This window comes from Streptomyces sp. MMBL 11-1, from assembly GCF_028622875.1.
Classification (GTDB): domain Bacteria; phylum Actinomycetota; class Actinomycetes; order Streptomycetales; family Streptomycetaceae; genus Streptomyces.
The window spans coordinates 7,307,793-7,331,156 of record NZ_CP117709.1 but is presented as its reverse complement, the minus strand read 5'-3'; the positions used below and the strand labels follow the sequence as shown (position 1 = coordinate 7,331,156).

Annotated in this window: 16 protein-coding genes, 1 tRNA gene and 4 pseudogenes; 7 read left to right on the top strand and 14 right to left on the bottom strand. The window is 73.8% G+C overall.

Annotated elements, in window-relative coordinates; translation table 11 throughout:
* Nucleotides 1-264: 264 nt before the first annotated feature.
* A complete protein-coding gene (locus tag PSQ21_RS32335) occupies nucleotides 265-996 on the bottom strand; it encodes a FadR/GntR family transcriptional regulator (RefSeq protein WP_274034902.1) in 732 nt (243 codons plus the stop codon).
* A 259-nt stretch (nucleotides 997-1,255) separates the two neighbouring features.
* On the opposite strand from PSQ21_RS32335, the gene PSQ21_RS32330 reads away from it, so the two are divergent.
* Nucleotides 1,256-2,161 (top strand): DUF2510 domain-containing protein, encoded by a 906-nt coding sequence (locus PSQ21_RS32330; RefSeq protein WP_274036046.1) that lies wholly within the window; start codon nucleotides 1,256-1,258, stop codon nucleotides 2,159-2,161.
* A gap of 90 nt (nucleotides 2,162-2,251) precedes the next feature.
* Here PSQ21_RS32330 and PSQ21_RS32325 read toward each other — a convergent pair.
* Together PSQ21_RS32325 and PSQ21_RS32320 are read right to left on the bottom strand one after the other, a co-directional pair.
* Nucleotides 2,252-2,681 (bottom strand): annotated as a pseudogene (locus tag PSQ21_RS32325) (phospholipase domain-containing protein); the annotation flags it as partial.
* 134 nt (nucleotides 2,682-2,815) lie between these two features.
* Nucleotides 2,816-3,487 (bottom strand): alpha/beta hydrolase, encoded by a 672-nt coding sequence (locus tag PSQ21_RS32320; RefSeq protein ID WP_274036045.1) that lies wholly within the window; start codon nucleotides 3,485-3,487, stop codon nucleotides 2,816-2,818.
* A gap of 63 nt (nucleotides 3,488-3,550) precedes the next feature.
* Between PSQ21_RS32320 and PSQ21_RS32315 the strand changes: the two genes are divergently transcribed.
* Nucleotides 3,551-4,267, top strand: coding sequence for a DUF899 domain-containing protein (locus PSQ21_RS32315; RefSeq protein WP_274034901.1), 717 nt, complete (start codon nucleotides 3,551-3,553; stop codon nucleotides 4,265-4,267).
* A gap of 60 nt (nucleotides 4,268-4,327) precedes the next feature.
* Here PSQ21_RS32315 and PSQ21_RS37910 read toward each other — a convergent pair.
* From PSQ21_RS37910 to PSQ21_RS32285, 7 genes and pseudogenes are all read right to left on the bottom strand, one after another.
* Nucleotides 4,328-4,420: pseudogene (locus PSQ21_RS37910) on the bottom strand (IS5/IS1182 family transposase); the annotation flags it as partial.
* Nucleotides 4,421-4,432: 12 nt separating this feature from the next.
* Nucleotides 4,433-6,268: a hypothetical protein gene (locus PSQ21_RS32310; protein WP_274034899.1), complete on the bottom strand. Its 1,836-nt coding sequence runs from the start codon at nucleotides 6,266-6,268 to the stop codon at nucleotides 4,433-4,435.
* Nucleotides 6,265-10,185 (bottom strand): vWA domain-containing protein, encoded by a 3,921-nt coding sequence (locus tag PSQ21_RS32305; RefSeq protein ID WP_274034897.1) that lies wholly within the window; start codon nucleotides 10,183-10,185, stop codon nucleotides 6,265-6,267. Before PSQ21_RS32305 ends, PSQ21_RS32310 begins: the two co-directional genes overlap by 4 nt.
* Before the next feature lie 3 nt (nucleotides 10,186-10,188).
* Nucleotides 10,189-11,427, bottom strand: a complete 1,239-nt coding sequence (locus PSQ21_RS32300) for an AAA family ATPase (RefSeq protein ID WP_274034896.1) — start codon at nucleotides 11,425-11,427, stop codon at nucleotides 10,189-10,191.
* Nucleotides 11,424-16,619 (bottom strand): hypothetical protein, encoded by a 5,196-nt coding sequence (locus PSQ21_RS32295; RefSeq protein ID WP_274034894.1) that lies wholly within the window; start codon nucleotides 16,617-16,619, stop codon nucleotides 11,424-11,426. The genes PSQ21_RS32300 and PSQ21_RS32295 overlap by 4 nt, the downstream gene beginning before the upstream one ends.
* A complete protein-coding gene (locus PSQ21_RS32290; protein ID WP_274034893.1) occupies nucleotides 16,616-17,476 on the bottom strand; it encodes a DUF4132 domain-containing protein in 861 nt (286 codons plus the stop codon). The genes PSQ21_RS32295 and PSQ21_RS32290 overlap by 4 nt, the downstream gene beginning before the upstream one ends.
* A 408-nt stretch (nucleotides 17,477-17,884) precedes the next feature.
* Nucleotides 17,885-17,958: transfer RNA gene (locus PSQ21_RS32285), tRNA-Pro, on the bottom strand.
* A 127-nt stretch (nucleotides 17,959-18,085) separates the two neighbouring features.
* Here PSQ21_RS32285 and PSQ21_RS32280 point away from each other — a divergent pair.
* Together PSQ21_RS32280 and PSQ21_RS32275 are read left to right on the top strand one after the other, a co-directional pair.
* Complete coding sequence (locus PSQ21_RS32280; RefSeq protein WP_274034891.1) at nucleotides 18,086-18,796, top strand: transketolase; 711 nt, start codon at nucleotides 18,086-18,088, stop codon at nucleotides 18,794-18,796.
* 69 nt (nucleotides 18,797-18,865) lie between these two features.
* Nucleotides 18,866-19,768: a transketolase family protein gene (locus tag PSQ21_RS32275; RefSeq protein ID WP_274034889.1), complete on the top strand. Its 903-nt coding sequence runs from the start codon at nucleotides 18,866-18,868 to the stop codon at nucleotides 19,766-19,768.
* A gap of 222 nt (nucleotides 19,769-19,990) precedes the next feature.
* Here PSQ21_RS32275 and PSQ21_RS32270 read toward each other — a convergent pair whose 3' ends face one another.
* On the bottom strand, nucleotides 19,991-20,389 hold the full coding sequence (locus PSQ21_RS32270) for an MmcQ/YjbR family DNA-binding protein (RefSeq protein ID WP_274034887.1): 399 nt from the start codon (nucleotides 20,387-20,389) through the stop codon (nucleotides 19,991-19,993).
* Between the two features lie 168 nt (nucleotides 20,390-20,557).
* Here PSQ21_RS32270 and PSQ21_RS32265 point away from each other — a divergent pair.
* The 3 genes and pseudogenes from PSQ21_RS32265 to PSQ21_RS37845 form a co-directional block, all read left to right on the top strand.
* Nucleotides 20,558-20,752 (top strand): annotated as a pseudogene (locus PSQ21_RS32265) (sugar phosphate isomerase/epimerase); the annotation flags it as partial.
* A gap of 147 nt (nucleotides 20,753-20,899) precedes the next feature.
* Nucleotides 20,900-21,313 carry a hypothetical protein gene (locus PSQ21_RS32260; RefSeq protein WP_274034886.1) on the top strand — a complete coding sequence of 138 codons (414 nt, stop codon included), beginning with the start codon at nucleotides 20,900-20,902 and terminating at the stop codon, nucleotides 21,311-21,313.
* A 21-nt stretch (nucleotides 21,314-21,334) separates the two neighbouring features.
* Nucleotides 21,335-21,782: pseudogene (locus PSQ21_RS37845) on the top strand (substrate-binding domain-containing protein); the annotation flags it as partial.
* A 26-nt stretch (nucleotides 21,783-21,808) separates the two neighbouring features.
* Here PSQ21_RS37845 and PSQ21_RS32250 read toward each other — a convergent pair.
* Genes PSQ21_RS32250 through PSQ21_RS32240 form a run of 3 tightly spaced genes read right to left on the bottom strand, consistent with a single transcriptional unit; the run spans nucleotide 21,809 to nucleotide 23,362 of the window.
* The gene (locus PSQ21_RS32250; RefSeq protein WP_274034883.1) at nucleotides 21,809-22,393 is read right to left on the bottom strand and encodes a GAF domain-containing protein; all 585 of its coding nucleotides are present in this window, start codon (nucleotides 22,391-22,393) and stop codon (nucleotides 21,809-21,811) included.
* Nucleotides 22,390-23,013: a GTP-binding protein gene (locus PSQ21_RS32245; RefSeq protein WP_274034881.1), complete on the bottom strand. Its 624-nt coding sequence runs from the start codon at nucleotides 23,011-23,013 to the stop codon at nucleotides 22,390-22,392. The genes PSQ21_RS32250 and PSQ21_RS32245 overlap by 4 nt, the downstream gene beginning before the upstream one ends.
* Nucleotides 22,991-23,362, bottom strand: coding sequence for a DUF742 domain-containing protein (locus tag PSQ21_RS32240; protein WP_012378185.1), 372 nt, complete (start codon nucleotides 23,360-23,362; stop codon nucleotides 22,991-22,993). Before PSQ21_RS32240 ends, PSQ21_RS32245 begins: the two co-directional genes overlap by 23 nt.
* Between the last annotated feature and the right edge of the window lie 2 nt (nucleotides 23,363-23,364).

The following is a 23,364-nucleotide window of genomic DNA, read 5'->3' as shown; positions in this document are numbered from 1 at the left end:
CTCCCCGGTCGGGTGGTTCGCGGCGGTCGGGTGCCCGCGCGTTCATACGAGGTTTCTATGGTCGGACCATACTAGGCGCAGGTCATTCGCAAGGGCCGGCGACACAAACCGTTGACACAGACCGTTGACACAGACCGTTGACGCAGGTCGTTGACGCAGGCCGTTGAGTAGAACGTCCGTGCTGAGTGGAACGTTCGCGGTACGCGTCGTACGGCACGATGCGCCCGGCGTCGCGTCGCGTGCCGACGGGGCCCGCTCGGGTGCCTACGGCGCGAAGGAGCCTTGCACCAGCGTGCCGTGCAGCCCCTGGATATGCCGTTCCACCAGGTCCGCGGCTTCCTCGCCCCGCCCTTCCCGTACCAGCGCGAGAAGGGCCCCGTGCTCGGCGTTGAGGGCGCGAGCAGTGGCCGGCCAGTCGTCAGTGGCTTCCAGGGCGCCCAGTATCAGCGGGCGCACCGACTCCCGTACGGCTGAGGTGAGCGTCGACGTCAGCGCGTTTCCGCAGCTGCGGGCGATGAGTACGTGGAAGCGGGTGTCCAGATCGTTGAACCCGCTCACCGCGATGCCCGGCTCCGCCATTCCCGCCACCAGCTCCTCCGCCTCGTCGAGGTCCTCGGGCGGTGCGTGGCAGGCGGCGGCCTCGAAGCTGGACCGCTCCAGGACCACCCGGGCCTCCAGAACGTCCTGGAGGCTGTAGCTGCCGAGGGCGAAGTGCAGACGGAGCAGCCGGCCCAGGGCGTCGTCCGGGTTGCGCACGATGCGGGCCCCGGCGTCGGGTCCCCGCCCGGGCTGGGCCACCAGGACGCCGACGGTCTCCAGCACCCTCAGCGCCTCGCGCAGGGCGGAGCGGCTGACGCCGAGCACCGGGGCAAGTTCCCGTTCGGGCGGCAGCCTGTCGCCGGCGCGGAGCTCTCCGGCGAATACCCGTTCCTCGATGCTGTGGAGCACGAGCTCATGGGTGCGGGACTGCCGTACGGGCTGCCATTCGACGGGCATCCGTCACTCCCTGCCTCGGCCGGATCCGGACATGCAGCCTATGTCACACCGCGCATGGGGTCGGACTCAGAGCGGTGGACGGATCGCGGAGCGTGTGGTCCGACCTCATCGACATCGCTCCTGACACCAGAAGCTCCGGCCGCGCGGTGCCGGAAGCTCTCTCGCCACGCGATCCATGCCGGGCTGATCGGCCCCCGAGCGCGTGCGGGCAGTTCATGTGATTCTCACCCGGTCCGCATAGGGTGCCCCCGTGACCCAGATGACCCCGCCCGGCTGGCATCCAGACCCCGGGCACTCAGGCAATGGCCCCGCTCAGGAACGCTGGTGGGACGGAGCGCGGTGGACCGGCCATGTCCGCGCGTCGCCCGGCGCGGCGCGGCGTCGCGGGATCCGTGTCGGCGTCGGTGTGACCGTGGGCGCGGTGGTGCTCGCCGCCATCGGGGGCGGCGTGTACCTGCTGGGCGAGGACGTCGGCGGCCGGCCGGACACGGCGGCCTCCTCCCCGACCACCGTCCCTGATCTTCCGGGCGCGCCGGACGGCGAGAAGGACGGAGGGAAGGGCGACGAGGGCAACGGCGGGGAGAACGGCGACGGTCAGGGGCCCGATGAGCAGCTGCCGCCGACCGAACCGGGCTTCGCCACGGACCTGGCCGCGGGGATCAGCCTCCCGGTGCCCAAAGGGTGGAAGGGAACGTCCGGGGCGGTCGGCGCCGGACTGACGACGGGTGAGCACGCGTGCCCCGGCGACACCGCGGAGACCTGCGTGCGCGGTGGAGTGTTCTCCGCCCCGGCGGCAGCCGTGAAGCTCACCGCGGGGACGCCCGAGGCGGCGGCCAAGAAGGACATCGCCCTCAACGCACAGGAGTCCTACGGCGGTAAGAGCTACGGGAAGATCTCCTCGCACAAGGAGCTGAAGTCCGAGGCCGTCACGGTGGCGGGCGGCAAGGGCTACGCCGTGCGCTGGAAGGTGGTGACGGAGAAGGGCGACGACGGCTACGTGGAATCGCTGGTGTTCCCCTCCCCCGTCTCCAAGGACATGCTCGTCGTGGTCCGGTCCGGGTTCGACGTCAACGAGGCCGCGCCGAAGCTGTCCGTCCTGGACGAGATCACCCGCGGGATCAAGGCCGCGTCCGGTGCCGGAGGAGGCACCGGCGGAGCCGTCTGAGCGGCCCGCCCGTCGTGTGCGTGTCGGGCAGGGGGCCTGGATGGGGACGGTCCGGGCCCCCGCCGTTTCGCTGTTGAGTCCTTCTCGCCGTCAGTCCGTGGCCGTCGCCGGGTCGCTGACCCCGACGGCCCCCGTCCCGACGTGACCGGCGAAGCGGCGCAGGAGGCCCGGGGCGCCCTCGGTCGTGAAGGACACGTCGTACCAGCGCCTCCCCGACCTCAGGTCCATGGACCGTGAGGTCGTGGGCACCGCCGGAGCAGGCGGAGTTCCAGGCGTCCGACACCGTTCTGCCGGCCTCGGCGGTGTAGGTCCACGGGGCGTCGGTCCGGTTCCCGGAGGTGACGTAGAACTGCGCGCCGTCGAAGGTCTCGGAGCAGACGTGGCCGCCGGTGCTCCAGGGCGGGACGACCAGCATCGGGACGCGCGGCCCGAGCCCGTAGACGCCGGGGCGTACGCCGGGGCCGTACGAGGAACCGCCCGCGTACACCTCGGTGGAGGTGTCGGCCGTGGACAGGCCCTGACGTCAGGGGCCGTGACGGATCGGTCAACGCCGACCGTACGCCCGGCGCGCGCCGGTCCCACCGCGCGGCTGCCCGCTGAGCTTCACGGCCCTCCGGGCGGCGGAGGGAGCGTGGTGGCGGCGCCTTCCCCGTCTCACTTCCGCGGGGTAGTGGCGGCGAGGAGTTCGCTCAGGAGTTCCAGCAGGAGCCCGGGGTGCCCGACGAACGGCGAATGGCCCGTCGGCCACTCACGTATGTCGGTGCAGCGCGAGGCCATCTTCCGTTGCAGAGCGGGATCGAGGACCCGGTCCTGGCCGCAGACCACGTAGGTGGAGGGCGTGTCCTTCCAGCCGTGATGCGTCGGGACCCCTCGGGCGCAGCCCCGGGCCTGCGGACGGAGCAGGCCGACCGCCCAGTCGACGAGGGGTTCGGAGCAGCCGTGGTAGAGAGCCTCGGCGGCAAGGTCGGGACGCAGACTGGTCGATCCGTCGGGCTCGGGTGTGATCGCCTCCTGGAGTCGCGGCGACGCCCCGCTCAGGGTGGCAGCGCTTTCGCCGGTGTCCGGTACGAAGGCCGTCAGATAGACCAGATGTCCCGCTCCGCGCACTCCGGTGATCACCGACCCGCCGTAGGAGTGGCCGAGCACGAGAGGAGGCTCCGCCAGTGAGTCGACGGCGGCCTGGACCGCCGCGGTGTCGGCGGGGAGCGAGCCTCGGTGGAGTTCGGGAGCGACGACCTCGATTCCTTCGGTCCGCAAGCGTTCCGTCACCTTGTCGAAGTGCTCGGGACGGTGGTACAGGCCATGAACGAGCACAACGGCAGCCAGCGCTCCCGCCTCCTCACATAGAGTTCCGGTTGCTGGGAATGTACAACGAAAGCGGGGATCGGAATGAAGAGTCCGGCGATTGTGTCGAGAGACGAGTGGTTAGCGGCCCGGAAGGAACTGCTGGCGCGGGAGAAGCAGTTCGACCGGGAACGGGACGCGCTCAGCGCGCAGCGCCGGGCCTTGCCCATGGTCGAGATCACCGAGCCGTACGTCTTCGACGGCCCGGACGGCACGGCAAGCCTCGTCGACCTGTTCGACGGTCGCAGTCAACTCATCGTCTACCACTTCATGCTGGGACCCGACTGGGATGCCGGCTGTACCGGATGCTCCCTCCTCGCGGACAACATCGGCCACTTGGCGCATTTGCATGCCGCCCGAACATCCTTCGCCGCGGTCTCGCGCGCACCTCTCGCGAAGATCACGAAATTCCGTGAACGCATGAAGTGGACTTTTCCCTGGTTTTCCTCCCATGGAACGTCGTTCAACCATGATTTCCACGTGACCATGGATGAATCCGTGACCCCCGTACTCTTCAACTTCCGCACGAAGGAGGAACTGCGGGAGGCCGGAATCGGATCCTGGGCCCTGAGCGGCGAGCAGCACGGCCTGAGTGTCTTCCTCCGCGAGGACGACCGCGTGTTTCACACCTACTCCACCTACTCGCGTGGCACCGATCTCCTCAACGGCACCTTCAATTACCTGGACCTGACTCCCCTCGGGCGCCAGGAGGAGTCCGGGATCATGGACTGGGTCCGCCACCACGACGACTACGGCGGCTGAAGCGTGTTGCAGAAGAGCCTGGGATCGGTCGGGTGACGCTGCGTTCTGTGCCCTTGGGGATCATGCGGACAGGGCGTGGTCGTGGAGTGCGGCAACGGCCTGGACGGCGTGGTGGAGGCCGTTGCCTCGTTGCCGGCAGTCGCCGAGGATCCTGACGAGCACCGCCTATCGAACCTCCTCCTGAGTCGGTTCCCAGGCCGCCGAGCACAGGGATTCGGCGACGGCGGCCGTGTAGCGGGCGGCGGCCAGCCAGTGAGTGGCGAAGCCGTCGGTGTCGGCAGGGAGCAGGCGGCCGAAAGAATCGCGACCGCGTTGGGCCGCAGAGGCACACAGGGCGGTGAGGAGTCCGGCGGCCGTGGGGAGACCGGCGCGGCGGATTCGCCGGGTCTCGGCGGTGACGTCGCCGAGCATGCCGAGGGCGGCGCGGCCCGCCGGGACCGTCTGTTCGACCCGGCGCTCCAGGAGGTACAGGGGCGAGTGGGCGCCGGACCCGCCGGGCTGGAGCGGGGCGGGGTGGACGGGGGCGGTCGGGTCCGGGAGGTCGGCACGGCGCAGGCGGTCGAAGCCGAGGTCGATCGTGCCCTCGCCGGAGAGGTGCGAGCAGGCGAGGAGAGTGAGCCGGGGGTGAGGGGCGGGCACCAGGCGGCCGATGATTCTGAGCCGTGTCCCCGGCGCCGCGGCCAGCAGCATCACGTTGTCACGGTGGGCCAGCGCGGGGTCGTCGTCGGCGACGGTGAGCCGGACGAGAACGCCTCCCTCGCACCGCGCGAGCAGGCAGGAGCCGCCCGACTCCCTGACCGCGCCGAGGAGTTCGACGTCCAGGAAGAGCAGGTCGCTGCCGCCGCCCTCCGGATCCGCGTAACGGGAGGCCGACCGCAGGGCGCGGGCGGCCTGTTCGGAGGGCGGCGTCTCCCACAGCGCTGCGAGCGGCGGCTCCGTCCACGCCGCGCCCCGGGCGGTAACGGCCTTGACGCCCTGCCCGGCGCCCAGTCTGCCGTCCGGCGAGACCGTCGCCCCGGAGACCGCCAGGCCGGCCCGGCCCAGCTCCCGGTGGGTGAGCGCGCAGTCCCCCAGGCGCACGGCCCGGTCGGCCACGCCCAGGGCGCGTCCGACGCCGCCGGGCGCCACATCGCCGACCGTGAAGAGACGGCCGTCGGACCCGGCGACCCAGGTGCGGACCCCGCCATGGCCCGAGTCGGTGACGACGGGCTCGGTGAACAGGCCGTACAGGCGCAGCGAGCCGTCCGGGCTGTACGGGCGGCGCGCCCGGCCCATGGCCGCGGCCAGCTCCGGCCCGGACGCCGTCTTCACTCGGTGTGCGGTGCCCAGGAGTTCGGCCAGGGCCGTGACGAGGTCGGCGGTGCGGTAGGACGGATCGCCGGCACGGGCCGCGCGCAGCAGCGTGACGACGGACAGCGCGGCGCCCGCGGCACGCGGCAGTTGCCGGAGCCGGGCGGTGTGCGCGGCGCGCAGGAGCGCCGACTGGGCGACGGCACCGGCCCCGTCGACACCGGCCTCCAGCACGGCGGCGCCCGCCGACCACAGGGCGTCGGCGGCGGCACGCCGGGACGGGCTCGCCACCTCGGGCGGGGTGTCGGAGTCGGCGGCGGTACCGGTTACGGGAGCGGGGCCGGTCGCGGAGGCGGGGTCCGTTACGGAGGTGGGTTCGGGCGCCGCGGTGGTGGGCCGGCCGGCGCACTCCGGCGGCGGGTCCGCCGCGGGGGCGGCGCAGGCGGCGGCCGCCCGGTGGACACAGGCCGGGGCGAGGAGGCAACCGCAGGTGATGGCGTCCGTCGTCGCCACCACGCCGCCCGGGGCGTGCAGGCGCAGCTCCGTCTCGTCGTCGACCTCGATGGTCACCGTGTCCCCGTCGCGGCGCGTCGGGCGGGCGCCGAGCTTGGTGACGGCCGCGTCCAGGCGCTTGCGCAGCCGGGGCGAGAGGTCCTCCACGAGGGTGGCCGTGACCTCCGGCGCGACAGGGGGAAACTGGGCGGCGGTCATGCGGTCTTCTCCCCTATCCAGCGGGCCAGTTCGAGTGGGCTGAGGGCGGCCACGGGCATGCCGGCGGCCACGAGTTGCCCGGCGACGCCCGTCGAGTAGCGGGGCCGGCCGGCGTCGTCGAGACTCGCGCACCCGAGCACATGGCAGCCGGTGGATACCAGATCCCGCACCTCGGCCAGCAGCCCGGCGAGCGGCGCGCCCTCCTCGAAGTCGCTGATGACGACGACGAGGGTGCGACTGGGCACCGCGATCAGGCTGCGGGCGTGCCGCAGCCCCGCGGCGATGTGCGTGCCCCCGCCCACGCTGACCTCCAGCAGGAGGGAGAGGGGATCGTGCACATGGCCGGTGAGGTCGACGACCTCCGTGGAGAAGGCCAGGAAATGGGTGCTCAGGGCCGGCACTCCGGCGAGCACGGAGGCGGTCAGCGCGGACCAGATCGTGGACGACTCCATGGATCCGGAGACGTCGGTGACCAGGATCAGACGCCAGTCGGCCGACCGGCGGGCGCGACTGCGGAACACGGGCTTCTCCGGGATCACCTGGATCGGACCGTCGGCCGTGCGGCGAGCGGTGGCCAGGTTGGCGCGCAGCGTGCGCGGCAGGTCGAGCCTGCCGCCGGGGCGGCGGGTGGGCCGGGCCAGCATCGTACCGGTGAGGGCGGGCCGCAGCCGGGTGGCGAGCTGGCGGGTCAGCTCGTCGACCAGGTGGCGGACCAGGGGCCGGAGCGCCGCGAGGCGGGCTTCGGGGAGCCCGCCGGCGTACCGCAGGATCGTCCGGAGCAGTTCCACGGAGGGGGTGACGGCTGTCGGGTCGATTTCGGCGAGGATGTCCTGCCGTCCTGTACCGGCTGCCGCTGCGAGGACCTCCTCGCGGACGCCGGGGCCGAACAGCGCGGCCAGTTCCTCGGACCACTCGCGGACTCCGGGGAAGGACGGCTCCCGGCCACCGCGCGGTCCGGAGCCGCCGTGACCGGGCAGGCCGCCGCGGGATCCCTCGCCGTGCCCCGCGCCGTAGAGCTCGTCCAGAGCGGTCGCCAGGCGGGCGGCCCCGGAGGGGAGTTGGTCAGCGCGCCTGCCGAGCACGAGCCTCCAGCGGTCGGCGGGCGCGAGGGTCCGCGCGGGGGCGTCCTGGCTGGAGGGTACGAGGACGGGCGCGGTGGCGTCCTCGGCGGAGGGTACGACAGCGGACGCGGTGGCGGCCTCGGCGTCGGGTGCGGCGGTGGGGCTCGCCGCGGTGGGGCGGTCGGGCGGCTGTGGGGTCCGGTCGTCGCGCGCGGGTGGCGGGACGGGCAGGCCGAGGCCGGTCAGGAGCCGGCGGGCCGCGAGGTCGGCAGTCGTCCGGCGGGCCAGCTCGGCCGGGTCGTCCGCGTCGAGGGTGTCGACCCGTTCGCCGAGCCGCTCCTCGACGGTGTCCAGCAGCCGGTCCCGGGCGGCCGGGCTCAGGGTGTCGAAGCCACCGCGCAGGGCCGGCAGCCGGGCCAGGAACGCGGTGTCGTCCAGCTCGACGACCCGGTGCAGCAGCGGGTCCAGGGCGCCGACCCCGACGGTCAGGAGCGGGCCCGCCACCGTCAGGACGCCGGTGAGCCGGGCGGTGAGCGCAGCCCTGGAGGAGCTGTCCACGGCTCCGTCCACCCAGGAGGCGACGCGTCCCCCGAAGGCCTCCGCCTCTTCGTGGCCCGTGAGCACCCTGACCGCTCCGGCGGCCGCGGCGATCAACGGGGTGCCGTCGGCGGCCAGCCGGGCGAGGGCGTCGGTGAGCCGGATGCCGCCCACGCGGTCGGCCCGCTGGGCCAGTTCGAGGAGCGCCCGGGCGTCCTCGGGGTCCTCGGAGCCGGTCAGACCGTCGACCTGGCGTACCGCGGCCGAGGTCAGGAGCTCGGCCACGTGCGCGGTGCGGGCGGCTCGTGCGGTGGCCGTCGCGTCCGGCTTCGCGGTGGCGTCGGGCAGGCCCGAGCCCGGCAGGTGGCCGGCGTCGAGGCGGTCCAGCAGGTCGAGTCCGGAGAGGAGTTCGGGAAGGGTGCCGCTCGCGGGGAGGACGGCCGCGAGTTCCGTCAGGCGTTCGTCGGCCAGGGCGGGGAGCCCGCACTCGGCGGCACCGGTGAGGCCGCCCACGACCTGGGCGGCCGTCGGGCCGCCCTCCGCGCGCTCGGCCGCGTGCCGCTGCCGCAGTACGCCTTCGGCCGCCTGGGCCGGGGTGACGCCGCGGGCTCCGGCCGCGGTGAGCATCGCGGCTGTCGCCGGGGTCCACCGCACCTGCCAGCGCGTCGTGAGTCCTTCGCTGCCCGCCGCACCGGCCACGCCCTGCTCCCGCGCGTACGGGATGCCGCACACCGTCAGCCTGCGCAGCAGCAGTTCGCGGCGTCGGTCCAGGCTGGAGCGCGCCGGGTCGAGCCGGAGGTCGCGCGGTGCCTTCTCGTGCGTGTCCGTCGGCCCGGGGAGCCCGAGCGCCTCGGTCTCGGCCTCCACGGCGGGGCCCAGTCCGCTGCGCGGAGCGGCGGGTGCGGGCCGTCCGGTGCGGGCTCCGACGAGTACGCGTTCGAGGGCGCGGGCGACGGCGCGGCCGGTGCCGTAGGTCTCGCCGCGCCCCAGCACCGTCTGCACGGCTTCCAGGAGCTCACCGCGGCCGGGGGCCGGCAGGCCGCGCAGCCGGGCCAGGTCGCCGGCCACCCGTACGATCTCCCGGCCGTCCGCAGGACCGTAGGGGTGGCCCTGTTCACGCAGAGCGGCGCAGAGGCGGACCGCGGTGCGGATCAGCGCCTCGTGCAGTGCCGCCGGGTCCCCGGCGGCGTCCAGGACGGTGTGCTGCCACTCCGGGTCCCGGATGCCGGCCGGGTAGCCGGAGCGTGAGTCGAGCAGCGGGTACGTGTACGGGACCAGGGAGACCGTGCACGCCGTCGTCCCCGCGGTGCCCTGCCTGTGGCCACCCGGCTCCGGCACGGGGGGCCGGTCCGGTGCTGCCGGTGGTGCCTGCGCTTCCGGTGCTTCCGGTGCTTCCGGTGCTTCCGGTGCGGGACCTCCGGCGGTCTCGGCGGCGGACGGCAGCAGCGCCGGGGTGTGGAAGGCTCCCACCACCACGGCGGGCCGCCGCCCGCTCGCCAGGGCTTCGGCGACATGTCGGCGCATGCACGCCTCGCGCACCAGGTCCGTGCCCTGCACGCCGCCCCGCGCCTCGGCCTCGTGGCGCAGCGCCCAGCCGGTGAGCAGGGCGGCGCGGCGGAGCGCCTCGGGTGTCGAGCCGGGCGCGAGGGCCTCCACCAGTCGGTCCCACAGGTCGTCGCCGTCCCGGCCTGTGAGCCGGGACCGGAGCGCGGCGGACAGCCCGCGCCCCTCCCCCGGCCCGGTCGCGGACTCGGCGCTGGGGACAGGAACGGGGGTGTCGGGGCCGCCCCCCTGCCACGCGCGGTCGGCCAGCGGCAGATCGCAGGCCACCGCCGGGACTCCGTTTCTCGCCGCCCAGCGCAGGGCGACCAGTTCCGGCGAGAAGTCCGCGAACGGGTAGAAGGCCGGACCCCGTTCGCCGTCCGAACCGGCTCCGGGCCCGTCGGCGGGTACGGCGGCCAGCGCTACCGGTGCCTCGGTCTCCTCGTGGGCGAGCCAGCCCAGCCAGGGCTGGAACTCGGCGGGCAGCTCGACGAGGAGGACGTCGGGGGCCGCCGCGTCGAGCAGTGCCGGCAGTGCTGCCGCCAGCGAGGGCGCGTGGTGACGCACCCCGATCAGGAACGGCAGCCCCGGGCCGGTCGCCGCGAGGGCGGCGACCGCGGCTTCCGAGGTGGTGGGCCCGGAAGCCGGGGCGGCGGGCGCTGCCGCCGGGCCCCGGGCCGGGGAAGCGGGGCCCGGCACGGGGCCGGTGGGCGGCGCCTCCGTCGGGGGCACCACCTCCGCGGCGGACCGTGTCTCGGGGATGGTCGACTCGCTCATCCGTCAGTTCTCCAGCACCGCGCGCAGGTCCCACAGGGCACGCCAGGTGGCCGACCCCTGCTCGGCGCGCCTGCGCACCGGGCCGTCCCAGTACCCCAGCAGCCGTGCCGCGTCGGCGGGGTCGTCCTTTCGGACGACGCCGAGGATATGGCCGGGCAGGAGGGAGAGCACGTCCCGGTCGCCGGGGAAGTAGGCGGCGGCCAGACCCAGGGAGCCCGCGACGGAGACCGCCTCCGCCGTGCTCATCACCGTGGAGGGGCGCTCGACCTCCCAGCCTTCCACGGAGCGGCCCTCGCGCAGGTCCCGGAAGGCGGTGACCAGCGCTTCGAGGACCGCGTCGTCCACCTGGTAGGCGGCTCCCACACGTTCGACGGCCGCCCGCGACTGGCGCCGTACGAGCGCGGTCTCGGCGTCCACGTCCCCGATGGGGCCCACGGTCTCGAAGTTGAAGCGCCGCTTCAGCGCGGCGGACATCTCCGAGACTCCCTTGTCCCGCAGGTTGGCGGTGGCGATGAGCGTGAACCCGGGGGCCGCGTGCACCTGGGCGCCCTCGCTGCCCGCGAGCTCGGGGACGGCGATCCGCCGTTCGGAGAGCAGCGACACGAGAGCGTCCTGGACCTCCGGCAGGCAGCGGGTGACCTCCTCGACCCGCGCGACGGCCCCCCGGGTCATGGCGGTGAGAACCGGGGAGGGCACCAGGGCCTGCTCGGTGGGTCCCTGGGCGAGCAGCAGCGCGTAGTTCCAGCCGTACTTGAGCTGGTCCTCGGTGGTGCCCGCGGTGCCCTGCACGGTGAGCGCGCTGGTCCCGCAGACGGCCGCCGACAGCAGTTCGGAGAGCATGGACTTGGCGGTGCCGGGTTCGCCCACGAGGAGAAGTCCGCGCTCTCCGGCGAGGGTGACCACACACCGTTCGACCAGGGCGCGTTCGCCGACGAACTTCTGCTCGATCACCAGGCGGCCCGGTACCCCGGCACCGGGCCTGGCGCCCTTCGGCAGACCCAGCGCCTCACCCGCGCTGCCTGTCACGAAGGTGACGACGGCACGCGGGGTGAGCAGCCAGCCGGGCGGCCGGGGCCCGGGGTCGTGGGCGGCGAGGAAGGCCAGCTCGGTGGCGTACCGGTCCTCGGGAAGGGTGATCTGGCGGCGCTCCCGGCCGGGCGCCGTCGCCTGGCCCGGGACGCCGCCCGTGGCGGTGCTATCCGTAGTGGTGCTGTCCGTGGTGATCATGGCGTCGTTCGTCATCGGCGGCGGCCCTTCCGGGTTGCGCGGGTGTCCAGTTCTTCGAAGGCGGGGGCGTCGCCGCCCCGCGCCCGTGCCCAGGCGGCCGCGAACAGCCCGGACACCGGGAGGTGGGGCACGGTCCGGGCGGACCCTGCCACGGGGTACAGGCGTTCCTTCCAGGTCTCCAGCGGCAGCCCGGGAGCACGGCGTTCCAGCCAGCCGCAGGGGAGGAACAACGTGCGGCCGGCGCGGGGGCGTTTGGCCTCCACGACGAGGTCGGTGGCGGCGAGTTCCGCACGGGCCTTCTTGACCCGTGCCGGCTTCCACCCGGTCCAGCGGACGCAGTTGCGGTCCGTGGGGTCGGGCAGGGCGAGCAGCATCAGGTAGAGCGCGGAGGCGTCCGCGCTCAGGCCGAGGGCGTCGGCTGCCTCGGCCACCAGGTCCGGCACCGCACGCGTCGGGTCCTGGGCCGGGTGGGGCGGGGAGCCGTCGGGGGCGCCCGCCGTGGCCAGCAGGTCGGTCTCCTCTCCCAGCAGTGCGCGCAGGGCGAGCAGATCGCCGGTGCCGTGGCTGCTGACGGTGCCCTCGACGAGGCCGAACACCGGGTCGTCGGAGCCTGCCAGGCCGGCCGGGCGAATCAGCAGCTTCTCGTTGTCGCCGTAACCGGGGGCGAGGAGCAGCGCCGTGCCGACCCTGACCAGCCCGTCGGCGTCGGCGCCGCCGGACTCGGGGAGCCCGTGGGCGGCGCGGACCGCGGCGCCGATCGGGCCCGACTCGGTCCAGTGCAGACCGAGGTCCAGCACCAGATCCGGGTCGGCGAGGCGGCTGCGCAGAGCCGCGAGCCCGACGGGCAGGTGCGCCCGCAGCGGGTGCCCGTACGGCAGCGTGTAGGCGAGGGTGCGCAGGGCGGTCAGGGCGGAGGTGACCGTACCGCGTGCGCCCGTCAGGCGCGGGCCCGGACGGCCGGTGCCGTCCTGGACGGCGGTGCCGTGGGCGAGCCAGGCCCGGGAGTGCGCGTTGAGGATCAGGTCGACGGCGTCCGGGGTGGTGCCCGAGAGGTCGAGGTCCAGCTCCTCGGGGACGCGTACGAGGGAGGCCAGGCGCTCCTGCCAGACCTCGGCGGCGGCCCGGACGTCGGGGCCCGTGGACCACAGCTCGGCCGGGTCCGCGGGCAGCAGCGCCCGGAGCAGGGCGTGCCGGTCGTCGCGGGGCAGGGCGTCCAGCCTTGCCTGGGCCTCCTCGAAGGCACGTGTCTTCGCGCCGAGCAGCGCGAGCGCCTCGGCGCCGGGCTCCTCAACGGCTGCCGACACCAGGGCGGCGGCCTGGAGGGGACCGATTCCGGTGGCCGTGTGGAACGCCTCGACGGCCTCCGGGCGCCAGGGCGCAGGGCCCTTCTCCCGTACCAGGGCGGTAAGCCGGGTGAGCCGGTCGCGGGCGATGCCCTGCCGGTGAACGCGCTCGCGGTCGAGGGTGAAGCCGGGGACGGGGCCGAAGGCGCCGGTCGGATCGTGGTCCAGGGCGAGCCAGCGCGCGGCGTCGTCCCGGGAGTTCCGGCCGCGGTCGTCGATGACAACGACCGTGCGGGCGTCCTTGCGGAGCACCTGGCCGAGGCGGTGCACGGCCTCGGGACGACCGCGCCCGGGGGCACCTCCGCCGAGCGGTTCGACGAGCTCCACCAGCCTGACCGTGCCCGCCGGGTCGGCCAGCGGCCCCGCGGCGAGTGCTTCCAGCAGTACGAGAAGCCCGGTGCGGTGCTCGGGGGAGGTGGCCGCCGAGGAGGCCCGGTAGGCCAGTTCGGGCAGCCTGTCGAGGACGGAGGTCCAGGTGAGGGCGTCGCCGGGCACGGTGTACTCGTCCCGCTGCCAGCCGTCCACAGGGGTGAACGGGACCTTCGACGGCGTGGGCGGGCCGTACGCCGGCCCGCCGCCGAGGACGTGGTTGACGGCGAGGATCTGCCGGATCACGGTCCATCGGCGCCCGCCGCTCCACCAGCTGCCGCGCATCCGCTCGTGACCCCAGGCGGAGGCGTCCCGCAGCGTCGTGTCGTCGCCGTGCTCGGGCTCGTGATCGAAGAACATGCCCTTGGTGCGCGCGGTGTCCCGGGGAGTGACCGGCTGAACGTCCTCGGGCGGTTCCAGATACCGGGCGGCTGAGACAGCCCGGTCCACCGCGTTCCGGGCGAGCGCGGTGACGCCCGCGAGAAGCCGTGCGTCGGACACCTCGGGCAGCACCCGGGCGGCGGCCTCCTCGGTCAGCTCCCGCGCGGAGGGCCCGGTGTAGTCCTCGACGGCCCGGAACGCCTCCAGGTGCCGGGCGACCGCGGCGGCGACCTCATTGAACAGCTCCTCCGCCCGGGCGTCCGTCAGGTTCCGCAGAGCCAAGGAGCCCCGCTCGTCCCTCGGGCGCAGGGCGTGCCAGTAGGCGACGGGAGGCACATAGGGGGTGCCCGCCGCGTCGTTTCCGCCGGAGGAGTCGGTGGTGACGGACCACAGGCTGCCCCCGGTGCCGTCCGTGTCCGCCGAGTGCGCTTCCACGGAGCGGTGGTTCAGGGCCGCGACCGGCCGTGCACCGCCGGGCAGGACGAGGGCGCCGACCGGCACGCGGGAGGCTCCGCCGGGCAGCGGGTCCGGCAGGGTGACCGTGTGGCCGTCGGGAGTGCCGGCGACGATGCGATGCCCGTCGGCGGGGGCGGCCGTGCCGGTCTCGGAGACCGTACGACGGACCCAGCGGCCGAGGACCGCGCCGTCCGTGCCGAACGGGGTGGTCTCCAGGCCGGGCTGGAGGGGCAGCACCTGGCAGTGCTCGGCGAGCAGGCGGGTTCCGTCGTGCACGCCGGAGCGGAGGAAGAAGGGGAGGGAGGCGCGGCCGTGCGTGCCGGCGGCCGGGTCGTACTCCAGCCACACCCGCCGCGTGCCCTGGTGGCCCTCTCGCCAGTGACCCGTGCCGTCGGAGATGACGGCGCGCTGGGGCGGCAGGGAGGTGTCTCCCGCGTGCAGGGCCTTGCCGCCCGTGGCCCTGCCGCCGCCGGGCAGCGGCAGGCAGATGTCGTCCGAGGCGCCGGAGCCGCCCCAGCGGGGGATCTGCTCGCCACCGACGGTGAAGACCTCGGCGGGGCGGTGCGACCAGTAGCCGCGCTGCTTGCCGTCCTCCCACCAGATGACCAGCAACTCCCCGTCGACGTAACGCAGGGCGATCGTCCGCCAGTGGTCGACGGTGGCGGGGAGCCGCAGGGTGTGCCGCAGCAGAACGCCTTCCGGGCCGACGACGACGGCCCGTTCGAGGGTGTTCAGGATCAGCGCGGGCCAGGCGCCGGTGACGCCGACGCTCTCCCGCCGGTTGCGTTGCTGACGCCCGGCGGCTGCGGCCTCGGCGGCCAGTTCGGCGTAGGTCTCGTCGAGCGCGGGCCAGCCCAGTTCGTCGAGGACACCGGCCCGCAGGGTGGAGGCGAGCAGCGGCACGACTTCGTGGTTCTCGAGGAGTCGTACGGCTTCCGGGGCGACGTCCGCGACCACCGGGCGGAACGACGAGAGCCTGTTGAGGGCGGTACGCAGCCCTGGGAGCCCGCGTGCGGCCGTGTACTCCTCGGCCCGGGCGGTCAGCCACTCCCGCAGGATGACGGAGAGCACCGGGTGCGCCGCGATCTTCGCCAGGCCGGCGTCGCTCAGCCGCTGCCGGTGTCCGTCGCCCAGGTTCCCGACGTTCCGGCTCAGCAGGGCGCGGAAGACCGGCCGTTCGGCTACGGCGGTGAGATCCCGCGCGCCGGGCGTGGTGTCGGTGAGCCACGGGCCGATCGGGACACCGAGGGACCGCGCGGTCCCCGCGTCCTGGTCGTCCGGCTCGGCGACGGGGACGCCGGAGGCCAGGCAGAGATCGAGAAGGTCCAGGTCGGCGGTGCGCTGCCAGCGGCCCTGGAACAGTTCGACGGGGCGCCCGTCGGCACGCAGCCGGTCCACCATCCGGGCGGCCAGACCGAGGGTCCCCGGGCAGCGGCCCGAGGTGACCCGGCTGTGCCTGCGGTGTGCCTCCCAGCGGGCGAGCCAGTCCGCCGGGGAGACGGGCGGCGCGGCGAGGGCGGCGGAGTCGGAGGGCACGGTCGCGGAGGTGTCCGGGAGGGCGGTCAGCAGCTCCTCGGCGCCGGACTCGGCCAGCAACGCGAGCCAGCCGGGCTCGCCGTCCGCGTCCCGGCCGCTCTCGTCGAAGGTCTCCGGGAAGAAGCCCAGGAGGCGGGTCCTCACGGCCGCGTCCCGTCGGGCCAGGACGATGAGCGAGGAGCGGTACGCCGCCCAGAACGAGGCGGGAGCGCGGACGACCCCCGGCGAGCCGATCAGATCGGCCACCAGCTCCTGTTCGGCGGCCTCGCGGTCCAGCCCGGCGGCCTTGACCAGGGCACGCACGTCCTGCGGCAGCGCCGCGTACGGCGGCATGCCGGCCGCGCAGCGCTCGACCAGCAGACGGCGGTACTGCGCCCAGGCGTCCGCCGGTGCGAGCCGGGCCACCAGGTCCCGTACGTACTGCCGGAGCGCCTTGACGGTCAGCGCGCCGACGAGGGCGAACTCCAGGAAGACGGCCCGCTGCCGCTCCTCGTCCACGACCAGTCCGTGCACCCGCTCGGCTTCGCGGGCCTTGCCGAAGAAGGAGGCGGCGTAACTGGTGTTCTCGGCCTGGAGGAAGAGGCGTGCCACCTGCTCGTAGTAGGTGGGAAGGAAGTGGGGCACGGCCCGGCCGAGCCGGGTGCCGAGGGCGTCGAAGCCGTCCTTGGCCGCTCCGGCACGGCTTTTGGCCTGCCGGCCCAGCCGCTCGATGTCCTTGACCAGGGCCAGGGCGTGGTGCCCGTTGGCCGGGTCGTTGACCAGCGCCCAGGCCGGGAAGCCCAGCGTCTCGCGGCGCACCTGACCGACGACGGGGGCCTCGGCGGTCCGGGCCAGCCCGAGGAACTCCAGGGCCAGGTCCTCGGCTTCGCCGAGCGTGCCGGGCACGAGCCGGACCACGGGGCGGTCGCCGAGGGCGGTGTGCGTGTAGGTGCGGGCGGTCAGCGCGTCGGCGTCGTCCCGGCCGGTGGTGCCGGCCGGGAGGATCGCGCCCGCGTCCAGCAGGGCCGTCGCCCGGGCCTCGACGGCGGGGACCGAGGTGCTCTCGCCCCGGGCCTGGCCGGGAAGCAACGCCGCGTCCCGGGCCGTCGCCTTCGCGTCCGTGTTCGTCGTCGTGATGCTCATGCCGCCCGCTCCTCGTCCGCCACGTCGCGGCCGGCGTAGAGTGCCGCCGCCATCCGCATGCCCTCCGACCAGGCCACGGGGCCGACCTCGGCGGCCGTCAGCGCGCGCCCGGCGGGGTCGGTCCAGCCCAGGGGGCCCGTCTCGGTGTCGTACTCGTCGTATCCGTCGTGCTCACCGATCCAGATGCGCGCCTCGGCGACGGCGCCGTCCTCGACCACCGGGCAGACCGCGTATCCCCCGCGCGACCGGTACCCGAGTTGAGTGACGCGGCCGTGCAGGAAGCGCAGTTCCTTGAACACGCCGCCGGCGTAGGTATCCACGGAAGTGGTCTCCGGGGCGAGGCCGGGCGGGCGGTGCCACACCTCACGGAACAGCTGCTCCACGTGCTGGCGCACCTCCAGCTCGACCGCGAACTCCCGCAGGTCGTCGAGGTCGTCGAGGAGGACGGGGTGGGGCACGCTGACCACGTCCGGGGTGATGCGGACCGTGTCGCCGTCCAGGTCGACGAGGCCGAGACCGCGCTCGGGATCGACATCGCGCAGGAACCCCGCGACCCCGCCGTCGGCGCCGGTGACCACGACGTCCCGCAGGGCCGCCTGCCACGCCGGGTCGGGCCAGACCCTGGCGAGCACGGCCGTGGGAACGGGAAGCGAACGCACCATCCATTGCTCGACGTCGGTCAGGCACCGGCGTTCGTGCCGCTCCATCCACTCGGTCAGCTGCCGGAGACCCACGACCGCCGGATCGTCCTTCAACTTGGCCGGAACGGACTTCAGCCGCCGCCCCTTCCCGTTGCGGCAGACCACCTTGCCCGCCTCGAGAGCGACTTCGTAGTCGCCTGCCGACACCCACCCCATGCGCTGTTCTCCCCTGTTTCCGAACGGCCGCCGAACCGGTGGCACGCTGATGAGACCCGTCGACGGCAACGCACCGTGACGAGTGGGAGAGACTCTAGGCGGCCCCAGTGACAATGCGTTCGGACCCCCTCCCCACCGCCCCTCGGCCAGCGCCCCGCAGGACCTCCCGACGTGCCCACCGTCGCTCCGGGGCCCGGTCCGTGAAGCCGTGGAACCCTCCGGGGCGACGCCGGGAACACGCCGGAGCGACGGGCGGTCCGCAGCACGTGCGGGGGTGTCGGCGGATGAGGCCGGGGGACGCCGGGCCTCCGGTTGGCCCCCGGCTGGTACCCGGTTGGTCCCCAAAAAGGATCAGGGGCCGGTTTCGGATTGCTCCGAAACCGGCCCCTGATCTACGACTGTCTCCAGTCGGGACGACAGGATTTGAACCTGCGACCCCTTGACCCCCAGTCAAGTGCGCTACCAAGCTGCGCCACGTCCCGCTGCCCGTTTGACCTGGGGTTTCCCCTGGCTGAACGCGCATGAGAACAATACCGCACTCCAGCAGGTGGTCACCAACACCATGCCGCGCTTGACCTCAACCGCAGTTGATGTTGAACGCTCTGTGTCGTGACGAACACAACCGCCGCGCCTGTGCGCGGCCCCCGCGCATTCCCTGACCTCGGCCGCCTGATCGCCCTGATGACCGGTGCCGAGAAGCACGCTCCCGCCGCCCATTCCACGCTCGACGCACTGTGGGTGCTCTACGACAGGGTGCTCCGAGTCACACCGGAGACGGCCGACGACCCCGGGCGGGACCGCTTCCTGCTGTCCAAGGGGCACGGGCCGATGGCCTACTACGCCATCCTCGCCGCGCACGGCTTCTTCGGAGAGGAACTGCTGCCCGGCTTCGGAGCGTACGACTCACCGCTCGGGCACCACCCGGACCGGCTTCTGGTGCCGGGGGCGGAGATCGGCAGCGGGTCCCTGGGGCACGGACTGCCGCTCGCCGTCGGAACCGTACTGGGGCTGCGCGCCCAGGGCCTCACGGATCCCCGGGTATGGGTCCTGATCGGCGACGCCGAGCTGGACGAGGGCAGCAACCACGAAGCCATCGCCCACGCGGGCCCCGCCGGGCTCGAACAACTCCACACGCTGGTGATCGACAACGCGTCCGCCACCCACGGCTGGCCCGGCGGGATCGCTTCCCGCTTCGCGTCCGCCGGGTGGGCGGCGATGACCGTGGACGGTCGCGACCACGAGGCCCTGTACGCGGCGTTCACCACGCCCCACCCGGGCAAACCGCTGGCCGTCGTCGCCCGCGTCGAGCCCAAGAGCTGACCAGCACCACCCGCACGACCACCGCTCGACCGTGGCTCCGCACACCGGAGCCCCGAGGAGGACCCCTTCATGGACACCATGCGTGACCGATTCATCAGCACCGCCTCGCGACTCCTGGACGAGGAGCCCCGGCTGGCTGTCGTGCTCGCCGACATCAGCACCGACGGCTTCGCCCCGGCTCTGCGCGCCCACCCGGACCGGGTGATCAACGTCGGGATCCGGGAGCAGCTGCTCATCGGGGCCGGCGCGGGAATGGCGCTGACGGGAATGCGGCCGATCGTGCACACCTTCGCCAGCTTCCTGGTCGAGCGGCCGTTCGAGCAGGTCAAGCTGGACTTCGGGCACCAGGGGGTCGGCGGAATCCTGGTGAGCGCCGGCGGCTCGTACGACTGGCCGGCCGGGGGATTCACGCACATGTCACCCGGTGACGTCGCCCTCCTGGACACGCTCGAAGGCTGGACCGTGCACGTGCCGGGCCATCCGGACGAGGCCGAGGCCCTGCTGCGGGAGTCGGTCGCCGGCGACGACCGCGTGTACGTACGCCTCTCGCTCCAGGCGAACCGGGAGGCGCTGCCGGTGAGCGGCACGGCCGGGTTCACCGTGGTGCGCGAAGGGCGGCGCGGGACCGTGATCGCGGTCGGCCCCATGCTCGACAACGTCATCGCCGCCACGGAGGGGCTGGACGTCACCGTGCTGTACGCGACGACCGTGCGGCCGTTCGACACGGCGGGGGTGCGCCGGGCCGTCCGTGCGGAGGCGACCGCGGACGTGGTGGTCGTGGAGCCCTATCTGGCGGGCACCTCCGTCACCGCGACGGGCGAAGCGCTGATCGACCTGCCCCACCGGGTGCTCGGGCTGGGCGTGGGACGCGCCGAGCTGCGCCGGTACGGGCAGCTGGAGGAGCACCTCACGGCGCACGGCCTGGACCCGCAAGGTCTGCGGGAGCAGATCACCGGATTCCTGCGCCCCTGATCCACGGGCCCACGAGCCCGGCGTGCCGGGCCGCCGGTCCGGGCCGCCGGGCCGCCAGGCCGGGCCGCCGGGCCGATCCGCCGGGCCGGTCCCCCAGCCCGAGCCGCCCGCCCGCACAGCCTCACAGCCCGGCCCGCTCACCCGGATTGCCCGGCCCGCTCGCGCGACCGTTCACCCGGCCCGCACACCGCCCATCGGCCCCCTACCGGTCGCCCGCCGCGCTCACTCCTCGCTCTGCCCCGCCGCCCCGCCCCCCGGCACGTCCAGCTCCGGGTGCTCCGCCACCAGCCGGCGCGGGGCGGCCTGCCGCCAGGAGTCGGCGAGGATGGCGGCCAGCTCAGCCGCGTCCTCCAGGGCGGACAGCCGGACGCGCATCCAGGCGTAGTGGTCGTCGTGGCCCTCACGGATGAAGAACTTCTCCGGCTCGGCGGCGATCAACTCGGCACGGTCCTCCCGGGGGCACTTCACACCCATCGCCGTCTCGTCGTCGCCGAGCGAGGCGAAGATCTTGCCCGCCACCCGGAAGGCCGGCTGCCCCCAGGCGAGCTTCTCCGTGGTGGCGGGCAAGGACAGCGCGGCCGAGCGGACATCGGCGGCGGTGATCACGGCGTCGGCGGGCATCCCGGGCCTCCGTTTCGAGGGGTCCCGGCGGCTTCTCGCCGGGCTTCGACCGTAACGCCCAGCAGTGACACCCACGCGCGCCCGCGGCTCGCGCCCCACCCAGCGCCGTGGACCCCGCCCAGCACGGTGGGCCCCGCCCGGCGCCGTGCGCCCCGCAGACCCACCACCGTGACCGGCTCCGGGCTCCCGCAGGCGCTGGAGGACGTCCGTACGCTGGGCGGCAGGTGGATCGTGGTCCCGAGCCTGCCGGGTTCGCTGCACTCGCCGGCCGGATACCGGGAGGTGGCACGGCAGTTCAACCGTGCGGGGCCGGCCGCCAGGCAGTCGGGGCTGAAGCTGCTCCACCACCATCACGGCGGCGACCGGCTGCGCTACTGAGCGACGGTACGAAGGGCCCCCAGGTGCGCGGTTCGGCGCCCGGGGCCGTACCGCATTCCGGGTCCAGCACCACGAGCGCCCATAATGAGCCTCCTCAATGCTACCGAGACCCCTTGCCGGGAGGGTGCCGAGATGGACATCGCCACGGTCTCTTGGTCCGCCCCCTGCGAGACCTGCGGGGCGGAACTGCGCTGTTCGGGGACGCAGTCCGTGCGGGAGGACCGCGTGTGGTGGGACGAGGAGCACCAGTGCTCCCGCTGCGACTCGACGGTGCTGGTGTGCGACGGCGAGCTCCCCGATCACCTGCGTGCCCGCATGCTCGCCGAGCACGGCGCGGCCCGGCTGGTCCTGGTGGAAGCCCCGGTCCGGCGGCTGCCGGTCCTCCGCGTCCTGCGGACCGATGAGGGGCGGTCGCTCCCCCGGGCACGGGCGCTGCTGGAGCGGATACTCGACGGCGGCCACCACGGCACCGGGCCCGAGATCGAACTCCTGGCGCGGAGGCTTCGCGCGGCCGGCGTCGTGGCCGAAGCGGTGCGGCAGCCGTAGCCCTCCCGAAAGGGTCGACGCGCCCCGGCGTCCGTGACGCGACCGTGCGGGCTGATCTGCCACGACGTCGGCGACCCCTACTTCGCGGGCATCGCCGGTGGAGTGATGCGCGCGGCCGCCGAGCAGGACCTGCTGGTGATGCTGGCCTCCACCTTCCGCGAACCCGCCCGGGAGATCGCGTACGTCTCGATGCTGCGGGCCCAGCGTGGCCGTCGGCGCGCTCTCCGCGCTGCGGGAGGCCGGCGTACGCGTCCCGGAGGACATGTCGCTCGCGGGGTTCGACGACATTCCCGTCGTACGTGAGGTGTCGCCGCCGCTGACCACGGTGGCGCTGCCGCTCACGGAGATGGGCGAGCAGGTGATCGCTCTCGCGTTGCGGACACCGTCGGGTGCGGGAGGCTCACGGGTGCTGCGGATCGGGGGGAAGGTGGTTCTTCGGGGCAGTACCGGTGCGCCGCCGGTGAGTTGAGCACGGCACCGTCGGCAACGGTGGCGTCAGAGAGGGTGAAGGCCCTCCCGGTCGTCGATCTGCCGGACGAGTTCATGGGCGAGTGACTTGATGGTGTCGAGCCCGGCCCGCCCCCAGGGGCGCGGCACCGTGTCGACGGCACAGACGGTGCCCAGCGCAATGCCGGTGCGGTCGATCAGCGGCGCCCCGAGGTAGGAGCGGATGCCTATGTCGTCGACCACCGGATTGCCCGCGAATCGCGGGTAGTCGCAGACGTCGTCCAGGACGAGGGCCTTGCGCCGGACGAGGACGTGCGGGCAGTAGCCGTGGTCGCGGGCCATGTACCGGCCGCTGCGGTTGCTGCGCGCCGCGGCCGAACCGAGGTCCCGGCCGCCGCGGTTGCCCGTCGGGGTGTGCAGTCCCGCGAAGAACTGCCGGTTCTCGTCGATGAAGTTGACCATCGAGAAGGGCGTGGCGGTGACTTCGGCCACCTTGTCGGCGAAGGCGTCGAAGTCGTCGTAGGAGGAGTCGGGGCGTTCGCCGAGATCCAGCTCGCGCAGCCGCTGTGCGCGGGCCGGCCCGTGCCGGTCGGTGGGCGTCAGGAGCATCCGGCCGGTGGCGAAGGATGTCACGGGTGGGCTCCGAAGGTCTGCAGTGGGGCGGGCGCCGTGGTGGCGTTGATGAGGTGTTGTACGAGGGTAACGAGCGCGCCCGTGCCGGAGCTGGCGATCCGGGCGTCGCACAGCACGACGGGCACCTCGGGTCCCAGGTCGAGCGCGGCACGGACCTCGTCGGGCTCGTAGCGGTAGGCGCCGTCGAACTCGTTGACGGCGACGATGAATCCGATGCCGCGCCGTTCGAAGAAGTCCACCGCGGCGAAGCATTCGGCGAGGCGCCGGGTGTCGGCCAGCACCACGGCGCCGAGGGCGCCCTGGGAGAGTTCGTCCCACATGAACCAGAAGCGTTCCTGGCCCGGTGTGCCGAACAGATAGAGCACATGCTGCTCGGAGAGGGTGATGCGGCCGAAGTCCATGGCGACGGTGGTGGCCGTCTTGGACTCGACGCCCTCCAGATCGTCCGTCCCCACACTGACCTGGGTCAGCAGTTCCTCGGTGGACAACGGGGCGATCTCGCTCACCGCGCCCACGAACGTCGTCTTGCCGACACCGAATCCACCGGCGACCAGGACCTTGAGTGCCACGGGGAAGAACTCGGAGGTCCGGGTGCGGTCAGAGCTGTCGTCGTAAACCATCGAGCACTGCCTCCAGCAGGGATCGGTCGGTGGGCATGTCGTGGAAGGCGGGAGCGTGCGCGGTGACCGCGCCGCAGGCGACCAGGTCGGAGAGGATGACCTTGGCGACGACCGCCGGCAGTCGGAGGTGCGCGGCGATCTCGGCGACGGACATCGGCCCTTCACACATACCGAGGGCCACCGCGTGCTCCGGGCCGAGCGGAATGTCCGGCTCGATGCCCGTGGCCATGATGAGGGACAGCAGGTCGAAGGCGGTGGACGGCCGGGTGCGGCCGTTGCTGATCGTGTACGGGCGGATCAGCCGGCCTGCCGCGTCGTCGAGCAGGGGCCCGTCCTGCGGGGCCGGCATCC